General features: G+C 67.8%; 13 protein-coding genes. 7 read left to right on the forward strand and 6 right to left on the reverse strand.

Going from position 1 to position 24,519, the window contains the following annotated elements; all coding sequences use genetic code 11:
* Window positions 1-4: 4 nt before the first annotated feature.
* The 3 genes from IFU00_22500 to IFU00_22510 form a co-directional block, all read right to left on the reverse strand.
* Window positions 5-1,633, reverse strand: a complete 1,629-nt coding sequence (locus IFU00_22500; GenBank protein ID MBD8545053.1) for a serine hydrolase — start codon at window positions 1,631-1,633, stop codon at window positions 5-7.
* The gene (locus IFU00_22505) at window positions 1,633-3,489 is read right to left on the reverse strand and encodes a M1 family metallopeptidase (GenBank protein MBD8545054.1); all 1,857 of its coding nucleotides are present in this window, start codon (window positions 3,487-3,489) and stop codon (window positions 1,633-1,635) included. The genes IFU00_22500 and IFU00_22505 overlap by 1 nt, the downstream gene beginning before the upstream one ends.
* A 102-nt stretch (window positions 3,490-3,591) precedes the next feature.
* Window positions 3,592-5,208 (reverse strand): CehA/McbA family metallohydrolase, encoded by a 1,617-nt coding sequence (locus IFU00_22510; GenBank protein MBD8545055.1) that lies wholly within the window; start codon window positions 5,206-5,208, stop codon window positions 3,592-3,594.
* A gap of 273 nt (window positions 5,209-5,481) precedes the next feature.
* On the opposite strand from IFU00_22510, the gene IFU00_22515 reads away from it, so the two are divergent.
* The 5 genes from IFU00_22515 (at window position 5,482) to IFU00_22535 (ending at window position 11,307) form a co-directional block, all read left to right on the forward strand.
* On the forward strand, window positions 5,482-6,375 hold the full coding sequence (locus tag IFU00_22515; GenBank protein ID MBD8545056.1) for a LysR family transcriptional regulator: 894 nt from the start codon (window positions 5,482-5,484) through the stop codon (window positions 6,373-6,375).
* 94 nt (window positions 6,376-6,469) lie between these two features.
* Window positions 6,470-6,874: a RidA family protein gene (locus tag IFU00_22520; GenBank protein ID MBD8545057.1), complete on the forward strand. Its 405-nt coding sequence runs from the start codon at window positions 6,470-6,472 to the stop codon at window positions 6,872-6,874.
* 202 nt (window positions 6,875-7,076) lie between these two features.
* Window positions 7,077-9,413, forward strand: coding sequence for a GH92 family glycosyl hydrolase (locus IFU00_22525; GenBank protein MBD8545058.1), 2,337 nt, complete (start codon window positions 7,077-7,079; stop codon window positions 9,411-9,413).
* Window positions 9,414-9,424: 11 nt separating this feature from the next.
* Window positions 9,425-10,414 carry a LacI family DNA-binding transcriptional regulator gene (locus IFU00_22530; GenBank protein ID MBD8545059.1) on the forward strand — a complete coding sequence of 330 codons (990 nt, stop codon included), beginning with the start codon at window positions 9,425-9,427 and terminating at the stop codon, window positions 10,412-10,414.
* A complete protein-coding gene (locus IFU00_22535) occupies window positions 10,411-11,307 on the forward strand; it encodes a carbohydrate kinase (protein ID MBD8545060.1) in 897 nt (298 codons plus the stop codon). The genes IFU00_22530 and IFU00_22535 overlap by 4 nt, the downstream gene beginning before the upstream one ends.
* Window positions 11,308-11,325: 18 nt before the next feature.
* Here IFU00_22535 and IFU00_22540 read toward each other — a convergent pair whose 3' ends face one another.
* The 3 genes from IFU00_22540 to IFU00_22550 form a co-directional block, all read right to left on the reverse strand.
* Entirely contained in the window at window positions 11,326-12,480 is a 1,155-nt protein-coding gene (locus tag IFU00_22540; protein MBD8545061.1) for a HAMP domain-containing histidine kinase, read from the reverse strand.
* A 185-nt stretch (window positions 12,481-12,665) separates the two neighbouring features.
* Window positions 12,666-20,798, reverse strand: coding sequence for a hypothetical protein (locus tag IFU00_22545; protein MBD8545062.1), 8,133 nt, complete (start codon window positions 20,796-20,798; stop codon window positions 12,666-12,668).
* A gap of 315 nt (window positions 20,799-21,113) precedes the next feature.
* Window positions 21,114-22,646: an aminotransferase class V-fold PLP-dependent enzyme gene (locus IFU00_22550; GenBank protein MBD8545063.1), complete on the reverse strand. Its 1,533-nt coding sequence runs from the start codon at window positions 22,644-22,646 to the stop codon at window positions 21,114-21,116.
* Between the two features lie 149 nt (window positions 22,647-22,795).
* Here IFU00_22550 and IFU00_22555 point away from each other — a divergent pair, with 149 nt between their 5' ends.
* On the forward strand, window positions 22,796-23,281 hold the full coding sequence (locus IFU00_22555; protein ID MBD8545064.1) for an Lrp/AsnC family transcriptional regulator: 486 nt from the start codon (window positions 22,796-22,798) through the stop codon (window positions 23,279-23,281).
* Between the two features lie 84 nt (window positions 23,282-23,365).
* Entirely contained in the window at window positions 23,366-24,502 is a 1,137-nt protein-coding gene (locus IFU00_22560) for a branched-chain amino acid ABC transporter substrate-binding protein (protein ID MBD8545065.1), read from the forward strand.
* Window positions 24,503-24,519 lie beyond the last annotated feature (17 nt).

The following is a 24,519-nucleotide window of genomic DNA, read 5'->3' on the forward strand; positions in this document are numbered from 1 at the left end:
TCGTTTACTTCGCCTTCTTCACGGGCGTGAAGAGCAGGTCCTGGAAGTCGTAGCTGAAGTCCGTCTCGGTCGATACGGGCTTCATGCGCAGGCGCTCGATCGAACCATCCGGCTCCAGCGAGAACGTCGCATACGCATCCGCGTTGAAGTTGCGCTCCTTCCAGCGCACGATGAAGGTGTCGTGCTGGAAGTGTTCCATTTCACCCGTCAGATCCGGCGTGCGCGCGAACGACATCACCAGCTTGCTGCCGGCGCGTTTGATCGTCGCCTTGCCGTACCAGGCGTCTTCGTACTCGCCTTCGTAGCCGGCCAGCGCCAGCGACGGCTTCGACGCTTTCGCACGGCCCGTGCTTTCACCTTTTACGCGGGCCGCTTCCTTGGCGCTGGTCTCGTTCGCGATGTCGGCGATGCGGCCGATCCAGTCGGTCGGCGCGACGCCCAGGTAGCCGTCGAGCAGGCGATATTGCAGCGCATTGAGCGATGGGCCGCTTTCGGCGTTGGTGAAGATCGCAATCCCCAGCTTCGCTTCCGGCACCAGCAGCACGCGCGAATAAAAGCCCTGCAGCGCGCCGCCGTGCATCGCCACCAGCTTGCCCTGGTAGTCGCGCAGCTGGAAGCCCAGGCCATAGGCCATGAAGTTGGGCCTGGTCGCCGCCAGCGACGGCTTGGGCTGGCTGACCGTCATCGGCGTTTGCGCCGTCCACATCTCGCGGGCCTGCTTGTCGGACCACAGGCGTGCTTCCTTGCCGCCCGCTCCCGCCGGCAGGCGGCCGTTCTCGAGCAGCACATTCATCCAGCGCGCGATGTCTTCGGCATTGGTGTTGATGCCCACCGCGCCGACGGCGTTCGCCACCGGCATCGGCTTGACGACCGCCGCCTTGCCATTGATCTTGCTGTGCGGCGCCGACACGTTCATGCCGGCCGTGTGCGCGGCCAGGCTGGTGGTGGTGGCGGTCATGCCGACCGGATCGAGGATCCATTCGCGCATCGTCGTGCCCCAGTCCTTGCCGGACTTTTGCGCGATGATCTTGCCGGCCACGATGTAGAGCAAGTTGTCGTAGGCGTAGCTGTTGCGAAAGCTCGTTGCCGGCTTGATGTAGCGAAGGTTGTGGATGATTTCGTCGCTGGTGAAGGTGGTGGTTGGCCACCACATCAGGTCACCGGCGCCCAGACCCAGGCCGCTGCGGTGCGTGAGCAGGTCGCGCACCGTCATCTCGGCCGTCACGTAGCTGTCGTACATGCGAAAGTCGGGCAGGTGCTTGATGACCGGGTCGTCCCAGTTCAACTTGCCCTGGTCGACCAGCATCGCCAGGCCGGCGGCAGTGAAAGCCTTGGAGTTCGACGCGATCTCGAACAGCGTCTTGCCGTCGACCGGTGTCGGGTCGCCCAGCTTGCGCACGCCGAAGCCCTGCGTGACGACGACCTTGCCGTCCTTGACCACGGCGATGGCGATGCCTGGCACGTCGAAGGTTTTCAGGACGCGCTGCACGTCGGCGTCCAGGTTGTAGACGGGGACTGCCGCCGTGGTGGTTGGCGCTGCCACTGTTTGCGCGCCGGCCAGGCCGGCGCCGCAGAACGCAATCAGCACCGCGCCGGCGATGTGTTTCAACAGTCCGCTGGAAGAGCGCGTCATCATGGCTTGCCCATCGCTTTGTCGACGCTCGATTGCGTCTCGGGGTGATAACGCTCGCGCGCCTTCTTGTAGACGCCTTCCGCCCAGGCGCGGTCCTCGGCTTTTTCGCGCAGTGCGGCGTACAGCGGCACCACGAACTTCTGGCGGCCCACGCTCATCAGGAAGGCTTCCATGTCCGGGCGCACGTCACGGTAGCCGGCGTGCACCGCCGCGCGGTAAAAGCGAAACGCCACTTCGTTGTTGGTCGACTTGGCCAGGCCATAGGCGCGGTCGAGTTCTGCCAGTTTGGCGGCGTCGGCCTTCTTGTCGATATCGTTCAGGAACTTCATCCACTCGACGGCGTTCCAGTTTTTGGCGTTCAACTGCGCGGTCGATACCGCGCCTTTCGTCCAGCCGTCGATTGCGGCATTCAGTTTGGCCAGGCGCTGCGACACGGCGCGCTGTCCGCTGGCCGGGATGCCCGGGCCGTGGATCCATTCGTCGAGCTCCGCGTCGCTCATGATCTTGGGGTTCTTCGCCAGCAGCTGCGCGCGCAGGTAGGCGATGAACTGCTCGTTGGTCACGCTCTGGAACGCATGCTGGTCGAACCAGCCGCGCAGGAATTGATCGAACGCGGCGCGGCCCGCGCGCTGCTCGAGCGTGTGCAGGAACCAGGCGCCTTTCGGGTAGGCCAGCGAGGTGTCCGGGTAGTCGGCGGCATTGGTGTCAGCCTGGCGCGAGACCAGTGCCTGCTTCGCTGGCGGCAGCTCCTTGAGCATTTCGAGCGCTTCTTCCTGCTCGAGCTGCAGGTTCATCAGCGCGACTTCCTTGCCGTAGATTTCTTCCAGAATGCGGGTGGTGACGTAGGTGGTGAAACCTTCGTTGAGCCACCAGTGCTTCCAGGTTGCGTTGGTCACCAGGTTGCCCGACCAGCTGTGCGCCAGTTCGTGCGCCACCAGGTCGACCAGGCTGCGGTCGCCCGCGATCATGGTCGGGGTCAAAAAGGTCAGGCGCGGATTTTCCATGCCGCCGATCGGGAACGATGGCGGCAGCACCAGCATGTCGTAACGCCCCCAGCGATACGGGCCGTACAGCTTCTCGGCCGCGGCGACCATCTTCTCGGTGTCGGCCAGCTCGTACTCGGCCGCCTTGATGCGTTGCGGCTCGGCGTACACGCCGGTGCGGCCGCCCAGCGTGCGCGCTTCGAGCTCGCCGATGCCGATCGCCAGCAGGTACGACGGAATCGGCTGCGGCATCGTGAATTTCCAGCCGCCCTTGCCGGTTGCCTTCATGTCGTTATCGGCGCTCATCACCACGCGCAGGCCTTCCGGCGCCTCGATGCGCGCGGTGTAGGTAAAGCGCACGGCCGGCGTGTCCTGGATCGGCACCCACGAGCGGGCATTGATCGCCTGCGACTGGCTGAACATGAACGGGTACTTGCCCGACATCGTCTGCACCGGCTGCAGCCATTGCAGTGCGGTGGCCGTCGGCGCGGTGCGGTAATGGATACGCACTTTCGTCTGCCGCGCCGGCAGCTTGATCTGCAGGGGCTGGCCCTTCTCTTCATCGAACTTGCCGAGCGTGTAGTCGGCCTTGCGCCAGGCGCCCTTCGCGTCCTGCGCTTCGATCTTCGAGATCGTCAGCTCGCGCGTGTCCAGGTCGAGCGTGGTCGCTTTCTTGTCGATCCAGTTCAGCGTCAGCTCGGCGTAGCCGCCCAGGCTTTTCTTCGCGAAGTCGGCCTTCAGGTCCAGATGCAGGGCCGTGGTCTTGACCTGGTCGTATTTGGCGTAGCTGAGGGGATCGAGCGCGAACGCGTAAGCGCTCCACGCGCCCAGGAAGGCTGCGGTGGTGGCGCGCAGCAGGGTGCTTTTGTTCATGGTCTCTCGCGGAAAATGACAGCCCGGCCGGGCTGAAGGCGGGAGCAGAATAGCATGGGCGTCAGCCCGGCGAAAGCGCTGCCAGGCCATGCCGATACACTGTCAATACGCCAACGCTGCCTGCATGATCCACACCGGCGCGGACCACAGCACATTGCCGTCGTCCTGCGTGACCTTCGCATAATAGAAGTGCGCTCCCGGGGCCGGCGTAAACGTGGTCTCGGCCTGCTGCGACAGGCGCGTGACCTCGCCGTTGCGACCCGGGACGCCCTCCATGATCGCCAGCGCCGCTACCTGCCGGCCAGCGGCGCTGGCGAAATTCGCGATCAAGGTGAGTGGCCCGCGGTTGGTGAACTGCGCGCCCATCACGTGGCCGTTGGCCGTCAACACCAGCTGGGACGCCTTGTCCATCGTCGCGAACACGCGGCGCGCCCTGAACGCGTCGACCAGACTGGCGCGGTTCAGCGCGACGCCCGTTGGCAGCAGCACCCCGGTGCGGTTGCCATACGACGCGCCCCAGTTGGCGCAGTGGTTGTCCTGGTTGGTGCTGAAGGCCAGCCGGTAGCCGGCTTCGAGCAAGCGGTTGCAGGCCCCTTCGAAATTGCTGCGGCGGGTTTCGGTCTCGGTCACGTTGTTCGAAAACGCGTTGGTGTTCATCACTTCGCACAGCACCATCGCGGCGCCGCCATCCTCGGTGTAGGCGAGCGGCACGCCGCCCACCTGGAACTGGCCCGCTGGCGCCGGATGGTTGAACTGGCCCACCCAGCCGCGCTGGCGCATCAGCGTGTACAGCGCCGCGTAATCGCTGCGCGGCGTGATCGTGTCGGCGAATGGCGCCCCATTGGCGTTCGTTTCCCAGCCCAGCAACTCGTCACTGTTGAAGATATTGATATGGCCGCCCTTCTCGATGACGCCCCACTCGAGACCGTACAGCGCCAGGAAGCCCGGATGCTGCGCCGAGAACATGCTGGCGGCGGCCAGGCCCGCGCGGTACAGGGCACGGGCGGCAGCCGGGTCGGCATCGGGTGCGCTGCCTGACGAGCCGTCGAACATGTGGTTGTGTTCCGAGGCGACGAGGATGTCCAGGCCACGGTCACGGGCATAGGCAAAGGCAGCAGCCGGCCCATACGGCGCCGACTGCGGCCGCTGGGCGCTCCGGCAGCTGGCGACATCGGCGCCGCCGTCGCTGTGGTTGGTCTGGCTGTGCAGGTTGCCCAGCCAGACGGTATAAGGCAGCGCGCCGGGGGCCTGCACTGCCCCCGGCATGAAGGCGCCGGGCAGCGGTGCAAAGGCGGGCGTGGCCAGTGCGCGCGGTGTGCCGACTGCGATTTCCCATTCCTGATCGATCGCATCCTGTTCCGCGCGTTGTACCAGCGCGTGCAGGCGCACGCGATAGATGCCGTCCGGCGCCGGCTGCTTGCCCAGGCGCCCCGACCAGGGCACTGTCACCGTGATCTCGTCACCGGTCATCGTCACCTGGCCGCGCCACTGCAAAACGGTGCGCCCGCCCGGTGCGCGCAGGTCGACGCGCCAGTGGACATCGGCCGGCTGCGCCAGGCCGGGATACGCGAACGTCAGCGTGAACGTGCGTGCAGCCAGCGGACCAGCATGAAATGGCGCATGCAGCGTGGCGTCGAATTCCTCGTGTTCGGCAGGGCCGGCGTTGGCGGGGCTGCAGCACAACGACAGGGCAAGGATGGGTAGACAGGCGGTTTTCATGATGACAAGCTTGCAACTTCCCTGCCCTGTCACCTTGCGCCATGCGTGCTACGGTTGTCATCCTGATCATGTTCATTGATGAGTTTCAAGCTTACACAGCCGGGGTCACAGCTGGGGTCAGGTCTGACATTCAGACACGACCTCAGCTTTAGCCACTTCTAATGGTGTCTTGCCCAGGATTTCATGGCCCGGCTCTAGCTAGTTCCGACTACTTGACTGTCGAGATCGTGTCCGAATGTCAGACCTGACCCCAGCTTTTCGTTATATTGGCGCATGATCGACCAACTCGATATCTCCCACCTGCGTACGCTCGACGCGCTCGCGCGCTTTCCCACCATCTCGGCGGTGGCCGAGCACCTGGACGTGTCGCAGCAGGCGGTCAGCCTGCAACTGAAGAAAATCCGCACCATCCTGGGCGACCCGCTGTTCGTGCGTACTGGCCAGGGCATGGCGGCCACGCCGTACGCCAGGCTGATCGCGCCGCATATCGCGCAGGTGCTGGCGGGCCTGCATGCGATTCCGCTGCCATCGACTGTGCGGCCGGAAGACGTCGAGCGCACGCTGGTGGTCTCCGGCACCGACTACACGCAGAAGGTGATCGTGGCCGACCTGTTGCGCGACCTGCGCCACGCGGCGCCGAAGGTGAAGATCGCGGTGGTCGACCTCGAAGTCAGTGCCCTGACGCGCAAGCTGCACCAGGGCGAGATCGACGTGATCTTCACGGCCGAGGGTATCGCTGCCCCGGGCCTGGTGTCGATGCCGCTGTTTCTCGAGCAGTACCGCTGCGTGACGGCCGACCGCGCGCTGGCCGATGCAGGAACGATGCCGCTGGCCACCCTGGTGACGCACGACTTCATCGTCACTAATCCGAGCGGCGCCAGTTTCACGGGATCGGCCGACGGCTGGTTCGCGCGCCAGGGTTTGCAGCGGCGCGTGGTGGCGTCGGCGCCGTCGTTCTTCATGGCGCTCGAGTACCTGAAGGAATCGGCAATGGTGGCCTTCATGCCGGCACGCCTGCTGCCATGCGACGGCATCCATGAGATCGCGCTGCCCAAGTATCCGCCCGGTTATGGCGTGGTCGCGGCGTTTCACCCGACTGCGCAGAACGATCCGTTCATGATGTGGATGCTGGAGCGCATCAGGGCGCGGCTGGCGGCAGCGGCCTAGCGTCACTTGTATCGGCTACAAGCGTCGACCGATTGCCGCGCGGGACGGGCCTGTCTATGCTGGCCGATTCCCTTCACCTGCCCAGGAGCGCCCCATGACCATCGAACGCATCAACCCACCTGCCCTGTATGACGGCGCGCCGCACGGCCTGTCGCACGCCACGATCGACCATGACACTGGCCTGGTGTTCGTGTCCGGCCAGGTCGACTGGGACCGGGGTTACCAGGTCAGGCACACCACCTTGGCCGCGCAGACCGAAGGCGCAGCGCGCAACCTGATCACGGTGCTCGATGCCGCCGGCTCATCGGTCGAACAGATCCTGCAGCTGCGCGTCTATGTGCGCGGCGAGATTGGCGAGCACCTCGAGACCGTGGCCCCAATCCTCGTGCAGCACTTGGGCTTGCCCCGCCCTGCCTTGACCGGCATCGGTGTCGCTTCGCTCGCGTCACCCGATACGCTGGTTGAAATCGAGGCAGTCGCAAAGATCGTTCGGCCTTAACCGACCAGTTTGTTTAGTAAACTGGCTAAACAGCCCAGTAAAACCCGGTAATGATTGCCGGGAAACCTGACTCCACCTATAACCTGTAAACAGGCTCGAGCGTGCGCGTTGATGACATCGCCCGCACGCTGGATGTGCCTCTGGCGTAGCGTATGAAGAACAGGCGGTGGGCTGTGCGCTCCCGCCACGTGTGGAGACACCAATGACAGCTCGTTTCAAGCCCCAATCGCTTTCCCTTTCCTTCGCAGTCCTGCTGTTTAGTGCGGCGCCGTTGCAGGCTGCCGAACCGGGCTCCCCGGCCGCAGCGGTGAACGTCTTCATCGGGACTGGCGGCGATGGCCACACCTTCCCGGGCGCGAGCCGCCCGTTCGGGATGGTGCAGCTCAGTCCCGACACCCAGCACCGCCACTTCCGCCAGAGTTATCCATGGGCTGCCGGCTACAACCACGGCGACGGCTCGATCCTCGGCTTCTCGCACACGCACTTCTCGGGCAGCGGCCACTCGGACCTGGGCGATGTGCTCCTGATGCCCTACAGCAGCGAGACCAAGCTTGAACCGGGGTACCCCGAGCGACCATTTTCGGGCTACCGCTCGCGCTTCTCGCACGACCAGGAACAGGCCGAACCCGGCTACTACGCGGTGCGCCTGAAAGACCATGACGTCGATGTCGAGCTGACCGCGAGCGAGCGTGTCGGCCTGCACCGCTACAAGTTCAAGGCCGGCGAGCCGGCCAAGGTGCTACTCGACCTGCGCACCAGCATCTACAACTACGACGGCAAGAACCTGTGGTCGCGCCTGCGCATGCGCGACGCCACCACCGTCACCGGCATGCGCGAAACGCGCGGCTGGGCGCCAGGTCGCCAGTTGTATTTCGCGATCCGGTTCTCGCGCCCGATCGATACGCGCCAGCTGCTCAATCGCGAAGAAGCCGTCGAGTACAAGGGCTTTGCCCAGCCGGGCAAGACGCCGGGCGACCGCGCGCTGGTCGAGGGCAAGGCGCTGATGGGCGACTTCAGTTTCGGCGTGCCGGCCGATGGCACCCTGCTGGTAAAGGTCGCGCTCTCGCCCGTCAGCGAAGACAATGCGATTGCCAACCTGGCCGAGATGCCGGGCTGGGACTTCGACGCCGAACGCCGCCGCGCCGGCAAGGCCTGGGACGAGGCGCTGGGCGCCGTCAAGGTCGAGGCGCCGGCACCGATGCGCACGCAGTTCTACACGGCGCTGTACCACACGATGCTCGCGCCCTCGCTGTTCATGGACCTCGACGGCAGCTACCGCGGTCCGGACAACGCGGTGCACAAGGCCAAGGACTTCCGTTTCCACTCGACGTTCTCGCTGTGGGATACCTACCGCGCGCTGCACCCGCTGCTCACGATCGTCGCACCCGAACAGCGCAGCGCCGACTTCGTCAACTCGCTGATCGCCTCGCAGCAGCACAGTCCCTACGGCGTGCTGCCGGTGTGGCAGTTCCACGGCCTGGAAACCTGGACCATGATCGGCTACCACGCGGTGCCCGTGATCGCGGACGCCTACATGAAGGGCATCCGTGGCTTCGACGCCGACAAGGCCCTGGCAGCGATGACCGCCAGTGCCGAATACGGCCCGTACGGCGGGCTGGAACACTATATGAAGCTGGGCTACGTGCCGATCGACCTGGAAAAGGAAGCAGCCTCCAAGACCGTCGAATATGCGTACGACGACTGGACCATCGCGCGCATGGCCGAGAAGATGGGCAAGAAGGATGTCGCCGCCCGCTACTACCGGCGCGCCCAGAACTACCGCAATGTGTTCGACAAGGACACGGGCTTCATCCGCGCCCGTAAATCCACTGGCGAATTCCGCACCCCGTTCGATCCGGCGCAGTCGAACTTCGGCAGCGACTACACCGAGGGCAGCGCGTGGCAGTATTCCTGGTACATGCCGCACGATAATGCAGGCCTGATCGGCTTCCTGGGCGGCGACGCACAGCTCGTGGCCAAGATGGACGAGGTCTTCGACGCCAAGGTCGACGAAAACCTGTACGCGCACATGGAAGACATCTCGGGCCTGATCGGCCACTACGCCCACGGCAACGAGCCATCGCACCACGTCGCCTACCTGTACAACTACGCCGGCGCGCCGTGGCGCACGCAGGAACGCCTGGCCAATATCATGGCCACGCAGTACAGCGACAAGCCCGATGGCCTGTCGGGTAACGACGATCTGGGCCAGATGTCGGCCTGGTTCGCGTTCACGGCGCTGGGTTTTTATCCGGTCGCCCCGGGCAGCAACGAGTACGTGATCGGCCGCCCGTTCCTCGACAAGGCAACGCTGAACCTGCCCAACGGGAAGCGCTTCACCGTGCGCGCCGAGAACCTGTCGGCCACCAATGGCTATGTCGGGCGCGTGACCCTGAACGGCAAGCCGCTCGCGCGCACCTTCCTGCGCCATCAGGACATCATGGCCGGCGGTGAACTCGTCTTCACGATGCAGGCCACGCCGAACAAGGATTGGGGCACGGCGAAAGAGGCCCGCCCGTACACGCAGACCGCGTACTGACCGGCGCGCACATGGCCGTGACGATCCGCGACATCGCCCGTGCCACCGGCTACTCGATCGGCACGGTCTCGCGCGCGCTGAAAAACCAGGAAGGCCTGGCCGACGAGACGCGCACGCGCATCTGCGCCACGGCGCGCGAGCTGGGGTACGACGTCGGCAATCTGCGCCAGAGCGAGATTCGCCGCGTCGCCTTTCTGCTGCACCGCCAGCACAACACGCAATCGGCCAGCCCGTTCTACCTGCCGGTACTGCACGGCGCCGAGGATGCCTGCCGCAAGCACGGCATCGCGCTCTCGTTCGTCGTGGTCGGTCCGGCCGAGCCGATGCTGGATCTGGTGCGCCTGCACCAGCCGGACGCGTTGCTGTGCGCCGGCTTTTTTGAGCCGGAACTGGTGGCCGCGCTACGCGACACCGGCAAGCCCCTGGTACTGCTCGACATGCGCCTGCCTGGCTACCGCTCGGTCAATCCCGACCATGCGCTGGGCGGCTACCTGGCCACGCGCCACCTGCTCGCGCTGGGACGGCGCCGCATTGCCATGCTCACCGGTCCGCTGTCGCATCACAGCATCAGCGAGCGCTATCGGGGCTTTCGCAAGGCCCTGTTCGAGGCGCGCATGCTGGCCGATCCCGACCTCGAAATCCAGCTGCCCAGCATCGGCGACACGCACGACAATCTGCATGGGGCGGTCGACACGCTGCTGGCGCGCGAACCGCGGCCCGATGCGCTGTTCTGCTACAACGACAGCGCCGCGCTGGCGGCCATGCGCCACTGCCTGGCGCGCGGCCTGAAGGTCCCGCACGACATCGCGATCGTCGGCTTCGACGACATCAGCGCCGCCGCGGCCGCGGTGCCGCCGCTCTCGAGCATCAATATCGACAAGGATCTGCTGGGCCGGATGGGGGTGAACCTGTTGCTGGACAAGACCGCCACGTCCGGCCCCGAACAGACACTCACGGTACGGCTGGTGGCCCGCGAGAGCAGCACCGGAGAGGCGCGATGAGCGGGCCAGCGGCTATCCTCTGCGCGGGTGAGGCGCTGGCCGACCTGCTGCACCAGGACGGCGACACATGGCGCAGCCACGCCGGCGGCTCGACCTGGAACGTGGCGCGGGCATTGGCCGCGCTGGGCGTCGCCAGCGGTTTCGCCGGCGCCATCAGCCGTTCCATGGCCGGCGATGCACTGTGGCGCGCCAGCGAAGCGGCGGGCCTGGACCTGCGCTACCTGCAGCGGGCCGCCACGCCACCACACGACATCACCAGCGGCGACGTTGCAGCGAACCTGCATTTCGATGTGACGATCATGCCGCCGGCTTGGCCGCACGAGGTGAAGTGGCTGCACTTCGGCGGCACCAGCATGGCGCGTGGCCCGCTCGACCTCGCGCTGATCGCATTGGCCGAACAGGCGAAAGCACATGGGCTGCGCATCAGTTATGACCCGCACTGGCGCAACCTGATGGGCCCAGCCTACGACGCCACGTTGCGCCGCATGACCGAACTGGCCGACGTCATCAAGGTGGCCGACGACGACCTGCGCGCGCTGTTTCGCAGCCACGACACGCTTGGTTCGCTGGGGCGCCTGCGCGCGCGCAATCCGGCAGCGCTGGTGCTGCTCACGCGCGGCGCCGGCGGTGCGTCGCTGTATCACGGCGCGCAGACGTGGCATGCGCAGGCGCCCGTCGTCGACGTGGTTGACGTGGTCGATACGCTGGGCGCGGACGATGCGGGGATGGCCGGGCTGATTTATTCGCTGCAGCAGTGGCCCGATGCAGGCATGGCCGCGCACCTGGCGTTTGCGGTGGCGGCGGGCAGCGCCGCAGGCCGGGTGGCGGGGGCGCACGCGCCCGACCTCGGCGCCGTCCGGGCGCTGCTAGACGGCGTCGCCGTTACCGGCTGAACGCGCCCTGCGACGTGATCACGCCGAGGCGGCGCACTGCGCGCTGTCGCCCACGAAAGGACGACAGTCGACAGGGATGTCGATCAGGAACGTCGTGCCCAGCTCGGGCGAGCTGTCGACCGACACGCTGCCGCCGTGGCTTTCGCCCACGGCCTTGACGAACGGCAGACCGATGCCCCAGCCGGTGGCCGAGAACGGCCCCGTTTCGCGGCGCAGGTACTCGAAGATCCGGTTGTGCTGCTCTTCAGGAATCGCGTTACCTTCGTTGTGAACGCTCAGCATCATGCGCCCGCGCGTCTGGTGCGCCCTGATGCTGACGGTGCCGCCGTCGCCATACTTGATCGCGTTGTTGACGAGGTTTTCCAGTGCGCGCCAGAGTGAGGCGCGGCACCAGTGGCCCGTGACCGGCTCGCCGGCCACGTCGACGACGACCTGCGTGCCATGCGGGCCGTGCCCGTATTGCTCGCCCAGTTCGCGCGTCAGCCCCAGGATGTCAAAGTGCGTCAGGTGCAACGGGATCTTCGCCGCGCCCTGGAACGTCAGGGCGTCGAGCAGCTCGGCCATCATCTCGTTGAGCCGGTCGGCGTTGGTGCCAATCCGGGCGGCGACGTTTTTCACCTGTGCCCAGTCGGCCGTCATCGACATGAGCTGCGCGCCATGCGCGACCACCGACAACGGCGTACGCATGTCGTGCGACAGCGCGGCCGCCATCTTGTGCCGCAGATCTTCATGGATCTGCGTGAACGAGCGCACTGCCTCGCGCATTGCGGCATTGATCGATGCGTCGATGATGCGCCAGTGGTCGTCGTCCAGGACCACCCTGCCCTTGGCCACGACCGCAATCGACTCGCGCAGGATCTGGTATTCGTGGACCACCTGGTCGGGGCCGAACGGCGTCATGCGGGCGCGCTCGGTCCCGTGGACACTCGCCGAATTGTTGCCGCTCGCAGCCTGCGTGCGCGGATGGTCCGGACTCAGGGCTTCGGCAATATTGTCGAAAAACGCCGGCAGCGTGTTGGTCAGCACGGGCCGCAGCAGATTCTGTGCGCCGTCGACGCGCGCGCGCACTTCCCGTTCCCAGCGGTCCATGACGGCGTCGCGGATGGAAATGAATTGCAACCCGGTGGGCGAAATACCGTGGCGGTCAACATTCTGGTCAGTGGCTAGTGTCATGCGGTCGTCAGTGTCAGGGCCGTGCGCAGCATGCGCGATCGGTCACGAATAAGGGAAGATCAGCGGCGATCAGGGGCCGTTCCCGAATTATATAGCGCAAGCCAATTCGCACTGCGCGGCCGGCCACCGCCCCGGCGATTTTCAGCGCCGGCTGTGGCTGGGCCGCCACGCCCAGCGCGCTGGCCCTAGGCGCCGGCCGGCGTCCCCGCGATCCAAAGCTCCACCCGGTGATCGCGCCGGTCATCCTGCAGTTCGAATGTCCAGTCAGGACAAGGCTGGCCATCGAGCAGCAGGCCTTCCATCCCGTCGCCCGCGTGCACCGTGATTTCGTAGAACGCGCTGTGATAACGATAGCGCAGGCTGAATCCTTCCCAGCCCGGCGCCAGGTGCGGCGTCAGGTGCAGGCGCGCGCCGTTGCGCTCCACGCCCAGCAACGCTTCGAGTGCCAGCAGCCAGGTGGCCCCGGCCGAGGCGGTGTGCAAGCCGCCGATGGCGCGGCCGATGTGTGGCGCGACCGTGCGCACGCCGCCCGCGAGGAAGTATGGCGGCGCGCTGATATCCGCCGTGCGGTCCGGTTCCAGGGTCGGCGCCAGCGGATCGAGCATGCCGGCCAGTTGCCACGCGCGGCCGGCGTCGCCCAGCCGCGCAAAGCCCGTCGCCGCCAGCGCGACGGCGCCGTGGTCCTGGCCAGGGCTGGCCACCACGCGCTCGCTCCAGTGCCCGTCGACCGCCGGATCGCACAGCAGCGTGACGCCGTGCGCCTCGTCGACCAGGCGCAGCGCCGCGGCGCGCAGCGCAGCCGCACCGTGTTCGGCATCGGCCTGCACCGCCCAACCCTGGGTCGACAACTCGACGCGGCAGGCGGCATTGGCGATCGAACCAAGCGCATTACGACTGTCCAGCCACGTCCAGCGGTACCAGTCGCCGTCCCAGCCATGTTCTTCGCATTGCGCCCGGAGCGCCAGCGCGGCGCCGCGGCAGGTGGTGGCAAACCCGAAGTCGCCGCGCCGGTCCGCCACGTCGGCGAAGCGTTGCAGCACGGTCGCCATGAAAAAGCCCGTGCGCACGCTTTCGACACGGCCCGTGGCGTCATCGTCGTGCAGGCGCGCCGCCGCCAGCGGCAGGCCGCGCTGGCCGAAGCGCAGGCAGCCGCGCAGGCCGTGCACGCAGTGCTGGTACAGGTCGTCCCCGGCGGCCAGCCGCGTGGCGTCGCCGGGATCGGCGCCGAATGGCAGCACGGCCAGCAGCGCGGAGTCGCCCGTGACGGCCAGATAGCGCGTCAGCACAAAGGGAAGCCACAGGAAATCGTCGACCGCGGGGGCCGGCAGGTTGGACTGCGCCGTGGCGAAGTCGCGCGCCGCCTGCAGCAACGCGTCGCGCAGCAGCTCGGGCCGGGCATGCACGCTGGCGAGCAGCGACTGCAGGCGCGTGGCGGGACAACGCTCGCCCCACGCCGCGCTGATTGCCTGATACGGCAGCCAGGTGTTCACGCGCAAGTCGAGCGAAGCGTCGGGCGAGTGCAGTTGAACCGCGCCCAGCGTGCCAGCCCACCAGTTGTGCAGGCGCTCCCACGCGGCAGCGGCGGCACGCGCGCCACCGTGCAGTTGCACCTCGCGGCTGGCGTCGAGCGTGCCGGGACCGGCCACGCCCAGCACGAACACCAGTTCGCGCTCTTCGCCCGGCGCGAGCGTGATGGCCGTTTGCAGGGCCGCGCATGGCGTGCGCCCCGCGCCGCTGGCGCCGGACAGGCTGCTGCGACCCAGCGCCGCCGGTTGCGCGATGCTGCCCTGGCGGCCAATGAATTCGTCGCGGTCGCAGGTTGCGGCGACGTCCTCGGCGTCGACATGGAAGAACCCTACCTGGTCACGGAAATCGTCACTGAATGCATTGCGCGCGAACAGCGCGCCGCTGGCCAGGTCAATGCCGGTGACGACCTGCAGGCCAGGCGTGGCGTCGACGCTGTCGAGCTGCCATGCCACGAATCCGGTCACGCTCAGGCGGCGCGGCGCATCGCTGTCGTTGCGCAGCCGGAGCACGCTGTATTTGATGGACACATCCGGCGCCACGAAGCAGCGCAGCGCCGAATGGATACCGTGCGCCCCGTGTTCGAACACGGTGTAGCCGACGCCGTGCCGGGTCAGGTAGGGTTCCGGCGATGGCGCCGGCCACGGCGTGGGCGACCAGAAGGCGCCGCTGTCTTCGTCGCGCAGGTAGAACGCTTCGCCATCCTGTGGTGCGACATCGTCGCTGCCAGCGCTCAGGCGCGCACCGCGCGTCCCGCTCCAGGTAACGGCATGGCCCCGTTCCGAGACCACCGATCCAAAGCCGGGATTGGCCAGCAGGTTGGCCCAGGGCGCCTGTGGCACCGGCACCGAGGCGCTGCTGCGCACCTCGTATTCACGGCCATCGGGCGTGAAACCGCCGATGCCATTGTCGAACAGGCGCTCGGGCTGCACGGTGGGCAGTGCTTCGGTCATCCACGGCGTCGTTGCACCGGCCACCAGCGGCGACGGCAAGGCGGCGCCGGGCCGCGCGGCGCGGCGCAACTGGTCGGCCAGGTCGCCCCGGCCGGACAGCAGCAGCACGCTTGCGCTCGAGCGCAGCAGGATGCGGTCTTCCTGCGCGACGTCTTCGCGCAGGAACAGGTGCACGCCGCCCGGCGCATCGAAGGTGTCGGGATCGACCAGGGCCATCGCCAGCGTCATTACCCCCTCGCGCACGGCGCGGCTGTCACACAGGACCAGCAGGTCGACCGCGAAGCCGCGGTTGCGCCAGTAGGTATGCGCCTGCAGCACCTGGCGTGCCAGGCCGGTATCCGGACCGTCCGCCAGCTGCAGCAGCAGCACTGGCCGCACGCCATCGATGCCGTAGGCGAGCAGGTCGGCGCGGCCGCGCACATTGCGCGCGATGACGGCCGGGTCGGCGCGCAGGGCCGGTACCGGCTGCAGCAGGCAGCCGGCCAGGCGGTTGCACAGCTGCGCATCGGCTTCGCTCACGTCCATGCGGCGCAGGAAGGCCTGGGCCTGGGTCCAGGCCGCGTCGATCGCGCGGTCCACCGCATGGCCGGCGCTGTAGCGGGCCGCCAGTTCACGCGCCATCGCCCGGCTGGCGGCAACGCCCAGCACCAGGTCGACGGTGATCTCTTGTTGCGGCGCCAGCGTGACGGTGCGGCGCAAGGCCAGCAACGCGTCATCCGGTTCGGCGACGAGTCCCGGCAGCGCGCCGCCTGCGCCAATGGCCTGCGGCGCGCGCAGGTCGTGGCCACGGCCGATGAAGCGCGCGCGGTCCGTTTCGACTGTCACGGCCGGTGCGATGTCGCGCACTGCCATGCGGTGCATGACGACGGGTGCATCGGCTGCCGTGACGCACAACAGGCTGTCGTGGGGAGCGTCGAATTCGATCATGATGTGACTGCGGCCACCCGGTTCCAGCGCCGGTCCGGCCAGCGCCACGCTGCTGGTCAGCTCCAGCGTCAGCGGCTGCAGGCCCTGATTGACAATGCGGATGCGGCGCAGCTCGACGTCGTCGTCCGGCGCCACCACGATGTCGGTGTGCATGGCCAGTCCGTTATCCAGGCAGCGCACGCTGGCCCGGCCCTCGGAGAACACCGTTTCGCGCTCGCTGTCAGGCAACAGGCCCGGCCAGACCTGGCCGGATGCGACGTCGCGCACATGGCAGATCAAGCCGGTGTCGCCGATGCCGGTGCGGGTGATCTGCTTGTCATCCCAGCGGCTGGCGCCAGTGCCATCGCTGGCCACGACCAGGTGATAGCGGCCATTGGACAGCAGCTGGACTTCGGGGAGCACCGGGGGTTCGCTCCCGATGACGCGGGCATACGGGCGCGCCGTCACGCTCTGGCTGGCGGTCGCCGCGCCGGTGTAGCGACGTTCGGCGGCCGCGCCGGAGACCGGCACCGGCTCTTGCAGCAAGGGCAGCGCGGCCCGGAATTCGGGATCGCGGCAGAAGCGGCGCTGCATCGGCTCGCCCAGCAGATGGCGGGCCAGCGCCAGCAGCAGCATCGCCTGATGGCGCGCGGCGTACGCCCGCACGACGACCTGGCGCTCGCCTTGCGGCAAACGGCCCGGCGCATAGTCGAGCGCTTCATACAATCCGAGTTCGCCCAGCATGCCTTGCGCCGCGAACGCGCGCAGGTTGGTGCTGGCCAGGCCCGGCGTCACGCCCAGCGCCAGCGCGGCGGCGTACGGCGCCGCCACCAGGTCATCATCGCGCTGGCGCTGCAGCGCGGCGGCGGGCAAGCCGAACTGGCCGGACCGGTAGCGCGCAGCGGCGTCCACGGCATTGCAACGGGATGGCGAAAAGCCCCACAGCACGTCCCTGCTTTTGGCGTGTGCAGCCTGGGCGCGCACCAGCGCGCGGGCGGCGGCGTCGAGCAGCGTGTCGCGCCAGACCGGCATCCAGAGTTGCGGCGCCAGCAGATCGGCCATGGCGCCACGGCGCGACAGCAGCAGCGTGCTGCCGCCAGCCATGCGCTGCGGGCGGCCAAGCGACCACCAGTGCTGCTGCGGCAACTGGTCCTGGGCCACGGCGGCAAAACTGGCCATGCGCGATTCGGATGCCAGCAAGTCGCAACTGTCGCCGTCCAGGCGCTTGTCGCGCACGTGGTAGCCGGCGGCCAGCTGGCCGGTGGCGGGATCGACCAGCGCGCCGAAGTCCATGCGCGCGGCGTCGCGCGCCGCAGCGGCCAGCGCGGTCAGCCGTTCGATGCGCTCCTGCGCACAAGCGCGGCCCGCACCTACCAGGGCAGCCAGGCCCGTGCCACCTGTTGCCGGCGCGTCGAGCTGTGCCAGTTCGCGCAGTGTCGGGATCCGGGTCAGGCCGGCGCCGAGGACATATTCCTGCACGGCGCGCATCCACGGCGCCAGCGCGTACAGGTCGTCCAGCTGCGCGCTGCAGCCGGCATGCAGACGCTCGACCCAGGCGGGCAGCGCGGGCTCTGCCGCCGCATCCTCGGGCAGACTGGCCGTCAAGCGCTCGGCATTGGCCAGCGCCAGGCGCAGGCAATCGGCAAGGCCCGGGAGCGTATCGAGTGCGCGGCAGCGTTCGGGCGTCAGCGCGCCATCCATCTCGTCCAGCGCATCCATGAATGACGCCGGCGCACCCTGTGCGTGCTCGCGCACGACCAGCAGCGTGGCGCGGATGCCGTCCGGCGCAGCGCCGGCGATCGGCTGATCCACGAATTCGTCCATGCCGACGGCAAAGGTGCGCAGCGCCAGTACCAGGCTGCCGCTGGCGGCGGTATCGACATGGTGCGGCTCGAGCGGGGCCAGCGTGGCGCCGTCATACCGGTGCAGCAGATGCCCATTCCACCGTTCGAGCAGCGCCAGCGAGGCGAACGCGCGCTCGCTGCGTTCGAGCATGCCCCCCAGTGGCAGGAAGCCGAAGTCGCGCGCGCTCAGCGTGGCCAGCAGGCCAAGGCCGATCCCGTCGGGCGAGACCCGCGCATCGACCGCCGGATCGGGATGTTCCAGTACGGCGTGCGGCGCCAGCCCATGGCCATCGGCGCCGTGGCGTTCGAAGAAGCCCCAGGTGCGGCGCGCCAGCGCGCGCAAGAATTGGTCCTGCGCCGGCGCAAGGCGCGCGCTGCGGCGGGTTACCTGGCCCGTCCACCAGGCCAGTACCGGCGACAGGAACCACACCAGCAGCATCGGGGCCGTGGCGAACAAGGCGTACGGGTTGGCAAAGCTCACCAGCATGGCAGTGCCCATCGCCAGCAGTGGCGGGAACCACATGGCGCGGCCGCTGATTTCCAGCGAGTGGCCAGGGACCGCCCCCGCCTGCGTATCGAGCAAGCCGCGCTGCGTCACGTGCCGGCGCCACAGGCCCCGCACGAGGGCATGGGCATCGACCAGCGCTGCATGCGGCAGGAAGGCGGCCCACAAGGCGCTGCGCGTGAGCGTCAGGCGCGTGCTGCGCACCCAGCCATCCAGGTGCTGGCGCCATGGTGCGTCAAGCGGCCGGTCTCCCAGCGCCACCAGCATGCCAACCAGCGCCGGCACGAACACGACTGCCAGCACCGCCGCGGTCCAGAACACGGGGGCGGCCAGCAGGCTCCAGCACAAAATCAGCAAGGCGAGGGACGCCGGTGCGACGAGACTCGCGCGCAGCTGGTCGAACAGCATCCAGCGCGCAGGCGCGTACTCGAGGTAATCGGGACCGCGGCCCAGGCGCTGCACCGATTGCCAGGCTGCGCGCACGGCGCGGTGCCGGCGCAGCATGTACTCACCATAGTTGGGCGGGCGCAGTGCGTCCACGCGCAGGTCCGCCACGCGACCGGCGCGCAGGCGATCGCGCTCGACGGCCCCGGGCCAGGCCCGTCCGTCATCGCGCACGACGTCGCCGCAGGCGCGACGCCAGGCATCGACATCATGGATCGCGACCCAACCGTAGCGCGCATCCAGCGCGGCCCCGCCCATGCGGGCAAAGCGCGGCGCGCGATGGCCCGGTGGCGCGGGCCCACGTGCGGGCAGCAGCATGCCGTGGCCTTCGAGCACACGGCCGCTGTCGTCCTGCACCGGCTGGTGCAGCGGGTGCGCCATTGCGGCCACCAGGCTGCGCGCCGCGCCGCGCGGCAGGCCGGCGTTGGCGTCCAGTGCAATCACATAGCGCATCGCGGCGCCCGCGCCGGTATTGCCGGCGCTGAGCAAAAAGCGCTCGCGCGCGCCGCACAGCCAGGCATTCAGGTCGGCGATCTGGCCGCGCTGGCGTTCCTGGCCGATCCAGGCTTGCTGGTCGACGCTGCGGGTGCGTGGCCGCACCAGCAGCATGAATGGCCCGTCACCGTCAGGGGCATACCGCCCATTCAAGGTCTCGATGGCGGTGCGTGCCTGTGCCAGCATCGCGTCGTCCGCCGGCAGGGTTTCGCTGGCGGCATCGGGCAGGTCGAGCAGCAGGCAAAAGCGCAGGTTCGGGTCGCGGTTGCCAAGGTAGCGCACCTCGAGCTCTTCGCGCAGCCGTTCGGTCGCGGCAGCGTCGCCCGCTTGCGCGCAGACGGCGACGACGGTGCGGCAGGTGTCGGGAATGCCGGCGCTGAAATCCATGCGCGGCGTGGTGACAGGCGCAATGCGCCAGCGTTCCATCATGCGCACGAGGGACAGCGCCAGCGCGCTGGCCCCCGGCAACGCCAGCAGGCCAATCAGCACCAGCAACCAGGCGCCGGCATCGCCCTGGCGTGCGTGCACGAGGATGGCAATCGTCAGCAGCAGTGTCAGGACTGCGGTTGCGCCGATGCGCGTGGCAACTGGCGCCTTGTGCGCCAGGGCCGGCAGGTAGTGGCCCACGTGGCGGGTGCGCACGTCCAGGCCACCTTCGCCCGGCGCGCGGTGTGTGCCGGCCAGTGTCAACGCGTCGCGTGCGACCTCGACTTCGTCAGCCTTGGCAGACCGGGCGCGCCGCGCAATGGCATGCCGGTAGCTGTCGCGCGTGGCGCCGTCCATGGCGGCGTAACTGCCATCCGGGTCGGTGCGCAGCAGCGCGTCGACCGCGCCGTGTGTCTCGGCGAAGGCGCGCCAGTCGATCCCGCCCAGCAGGCGCAGGCTGGCCAGCGTGTTGCCGGCCGAGATGGCATCCTCGGCCTGTTCGCTGTGTTCGCGCTGCGTGTGCTGCGCAATGCTGCTGTCGGCATCGGCCAGGCGCGCGTCGAGCCAGTCCAGTACCTGGCTCACGGCGCCGCCGCGGCCGTGCAGGCGCCGCGCCAGTTCGGCGATGAAGCTGTCGTTGGCCTCGACGCTGCGCATCATGTCGGCCACCAGCAGGATCAGGTCACCGGGCCGCGTCTCGGCCGTATCCAGCAGGCGCACGGCCCACCCGGCGGCCTGCTCATGCGCGGCGCAGGCACGCGCCGCGCGCGCGGCCAGGCGCCGCAGGTTGTCGATCAGGGCCAGGCGCAGGAGCGCCGGCAGCGCATCCAGTTCGGCGATGCGCAGCGTGCCGCTTTCCGGGCCTTCCTGGTAAGCGGCCACGAACAAGGCCAGTTCCCCGGCGTCGATGCGGCCATCGCCATGCGCGACCACATCGAGCACCAGGCGCCAGGCGCGCACGGCGCCATCCGGGGCGAGTGTCGGCAAGGCGGCGGCGGGCCGCAAGCCGGCGCGCACCAGGCGTACCTGGGCGTCGAGCAGATGATGCTGGTCGAGCAGGCGCGCACCGGCAGGCGGCAGCGCGAAGCCGGCGCGGGCTGCCTCGTCGAGCGCGTCGCACGAAGCGGCGATGGCGTCGGCATCCGTACCCAGGAGTTTATGCAGGGCGTGGGCGCCGCCCTTGCCGGCCGTGGTGGGTTGCAGTACGTGGCGCGCCGTCAGCTGGCGTGCGTGTTCCGCGCGCTGGAGCGCGCCGAGAGGTGCTGCGCGCCATGGCGCATCGTCGCCGGTCGCGCGCGCCGCATCATGCGGCGTGCGCTGCCCGGCGGGCAGGTTGTGGTTCTTGACGTTCAACGGGGCCTCGGGACTGAGCGTGCGCAGCAGACCGCTGGAGCACAGTGGCGTCCGGGACGGATCAGGGCAGGAAACGCTGGGCGCGCACGGCTGATCCCATGCTAGGCAAAGACCAGCATCGTTACTGTGCGCTGACGAACACACCCCACCGATGCGCGGGCATGGGGGCCATGCTACCCGAGATCAGATAACGAGCGCGAATCCGCCCACCAGTGACCAGGCGCCCGGATGGCCCATGGCGCGCAAGGCTTGCGCCGCGCGGGCACTGCGTGCGCCGCTGCGGCAGACGAACAGCAACGGCGCCGTCGCGCCCAGCCACTGGGGCGCCTCGTCGGCAACGCACGCCAGCGGCACGTTGCGTACCGTGTGGCCGTGCAGGCGGACCGTACCTGCAACACTGTGCTCGCGCAGGTTGCGCACGTCGATCACGATCGCGTCCGGATGCGCAGCGAGCCAGTCACGGGCAGTATCGGCGGGCACCAGCATTGCGCTGTCGATGGCGCTATCAATCGCCGGCTCGGCGCCTGCCACAGGCATCGGCGTGGCCAGCGCCGCGCCGCAGTGCGCAATGCGCTCGCACGCCAGGTCGAGCGACGCGTCGTCAAGCAGCGCGCCAAACGACAGGCGTACCGCCGCCGCGCTGCGCCAGGCTGGCACGCCCATTGCATCGAGCACGTAACTCGACCCGGCCTTCCCCGCCGAACACGCCGAGCCGGCACTGACGCGCATGCCGGCGGCATCGAACAGGTCGAGCAGCGTGGCGCTGGCGACATCCGGCACCGAAAAATTGATGGTCGTGGGAAGCGACCGCGCCAGGGGCGCATTGAACACGATGCCGGGCAAAGCCGCTTCGAGCGCCGCCACCAGGCGCGCGCGGCATGCCAGCAGCGCGGCGCCGTCGCGGAACGTGTCGCCCCGTTCCAGCGCCGAGAACACGGCGCCCAGCGCCGCGATGCCGGCCATGTTTTCGGTGCCCGAACGCTGGCCATCCTCTTGCCCGCCACCGCACATCAGCGGCGTGTAGGGCGCGCCGCGGCGCACGTACAGCATGCCGATGCCTTTCGGTGCATACAGCTTGTGTCCCGAAAACGGCGCGTAATCGATGCGGCTCGCGGCCAGGTCGAGCGGGAGCTTGCCCAGCGCCTGCACGCAATCGACCAGCCAGAGTGCATCGCTCCCGGCATCGCGCAGCACCGCCTCGATGCCATGCAGGTCGGATACGACGCCTGTTTCATTGTTCGCCGCCATCGTGCACACCAGCGCCGCGCGCGGCGCCAGCGCACGCAGTACATCGAGCCGGTGGCGGCCATCGCCATCGACCGGCAGCATGCGCAGCTCGAGGTCCGTGCCCAGCAGGCGGTTCCAGTGCGCCAGACTTTCGGGTATCGCCTTGTGCTCGGTCGCGCCGATCAGGACGATGTCGCCGCAGGCTTCACCACGCGCGCGCCGCTCGCGCACTGCGCACAGGGCCGAGAGCACGGCCGTCTGGATGCCTTCGGTGGCGCCGCTGTTGAACATCAAGCGACCGTCCCCGGCGCCGACGACCCGGCCCGCACTGGCGCGCACGCTCTCGCGCAGTGCCCGGGCGCGCAGGCCCGTTGCATGGCTGCTGCTCGGATTGCCGAAGCCATCCTGCATGGCGGCCATGGCGGCGGCAGCGGCGGCGGGCAATACCGGGGACGTGGCATTGGTATCGAGGTAAATTTCGGTCTGCATGAATAGGTGCCAAAAATATAAAAAAGGTGTCGCACAACATGTTATTGTCCAGTAATATGGTACGAGCTAAAGACGGTCAATACGTCCTAAACTTTCTGGTTTTCAATCAAACAGTAGGATAATTATTCTTATAATCAGCAATGCGGAATATGAATTCACTCGACAAGTTTGATTGTGCGATCCTCGCTGCCCTGCAGGCGGATGCCACTTTGTCCATTTCGGGCCTGAGCGAAAAGGTGGGCTTGTCCAGCACGCCTTGCTGGAAACGCGTCAAGCGCCTGGAAGAAGAAGGCTTCATCGAAAGCCGCGTCAGCATCGTCAATCGCGAAAAGGTCGGCTTGCCGGTCACCGTGTTTGTCAGCGTCAAGACCCCCGAGCACGATGAAAAATGGCTGGCGCGCTTTGCCGCCGCCGTGATCGCGCTGCCCGAGGTGCTGGAATTCCATCGTATGAGCGGCGACGTCGATTACCTGCTCAAGGTCGTCACCACCGATATCGCCGGCTACGACCGCTTTTACAAAAAGCTGATCAAGACCGCGCGCCTGACCGGCGTGTCGTCGGCCTTCTCGATGGAACAGATCAAGTCCACCACCGCCCTGCCCCTCGAACTGATCTCGCACGGCACGCCAGCCTGAGTCTTTACAGGCGTCGTGTGCTTTCGCCGCGCGCCCGAATCGTGCGATGATGGCGCCCGTCCACATCAACGGGAGACTGAGTCAATGCCATCGAAAATCACCATGGCGCCGCTGGCGCTGGCCGCACTGATTGCCACCATCGGCGTGCACGCGCACGCTGCCGAGCAGGTCGTCAAGATCGGCGTCAGCGGTCCGCTGTCGGGCGCCAATGCGTTTGCCGGCAAGGACAATGAAAACGGCGTGCGCATGGCCATCGAAGAGCTCAACGCACAGAAGATCCAGGTCGGCGCCAACGTGCTGCGCTTCGTGTTGCAATCCGAAGACGACGCGGGCGACCCGAAACAGGGCGTGACCGTGGCCCAGAAATTCGCCGATGCCGGCGTCAAGTTCGTGCTGGGTCCTTACAACTCGGGCGTGGCGATTCCGGCCTCGCGCGTCTACAACGACAGCGGCATCCTGATGTCGACGGTCGGTACCAATCCCAAGATCACCGCGAGCGGTTACCCCACCGTGTTTCGCATCGTCGCGAGCGACACGCAGGTGGGCGCCTCGGTCGCCGGCTACGCAGCCAAGGAACTCAAGATCAAGAACATCGGCGTAATCGACGATCGCACGGCGTTCGGCCAGGGCATCGCGATGGAATTCAAGCGCCAGGCGCAGCAGGCCGGCATCAAGGTCGCGGGCCACGAGTTCACCAACGACAAGGCCAGCGACTTCGCCGCGATCCTGACCGCGCTGCGCGCCAAGAAAGTCGACGCCATCTTCTACGGCGGCTACGCGCCGCAGGCCGCGCCGATGGTGCGCCAGATGAAGCAGCTCGGCCTGAACGTGCCGCTGCTGGGCGGTGACACGCTGTGCAGCCCCGAGATGGCAAGGCTCGGCGGCGCCGCGGTCGGCGAGAACGTGCGCTGCGCGCAGGCCGGCGCGATCGTCGCCAGGCAGCCTGGCGGCGCGGCCTTCCTGGCCGGCTACAAGAAACGCTTCGGCCGCGAGCCGGACGTGTATGCGCCATCGTTCTACGACCAGACCAAGTTCATCGCGCAGGCGATCCAGTCGGCCAAGACGGTCGATGCCAAGGCGGTCGGCGTCGCAATGCACACGATCAGCTACCAGGGCGTGGTCGGCATGTACGGCTATGATCCCAAGGGCAATCTGAAGAAAACGGCCGTCACGGTCTACACCTTCAAGAACGGCGCCCTCACGCCGCTGGCCAGCTACTGATTTTTTACCAGGACCTC

The organism is Oxalobacteraceae sp. CFBP 8761 (assembly GCA_014841595.1).
Lineage (GTDB): Bacteria > Pseudomonadota > Gammaproteobacteria > Burkholderiales > Burkholderiaceae_D > Telluria.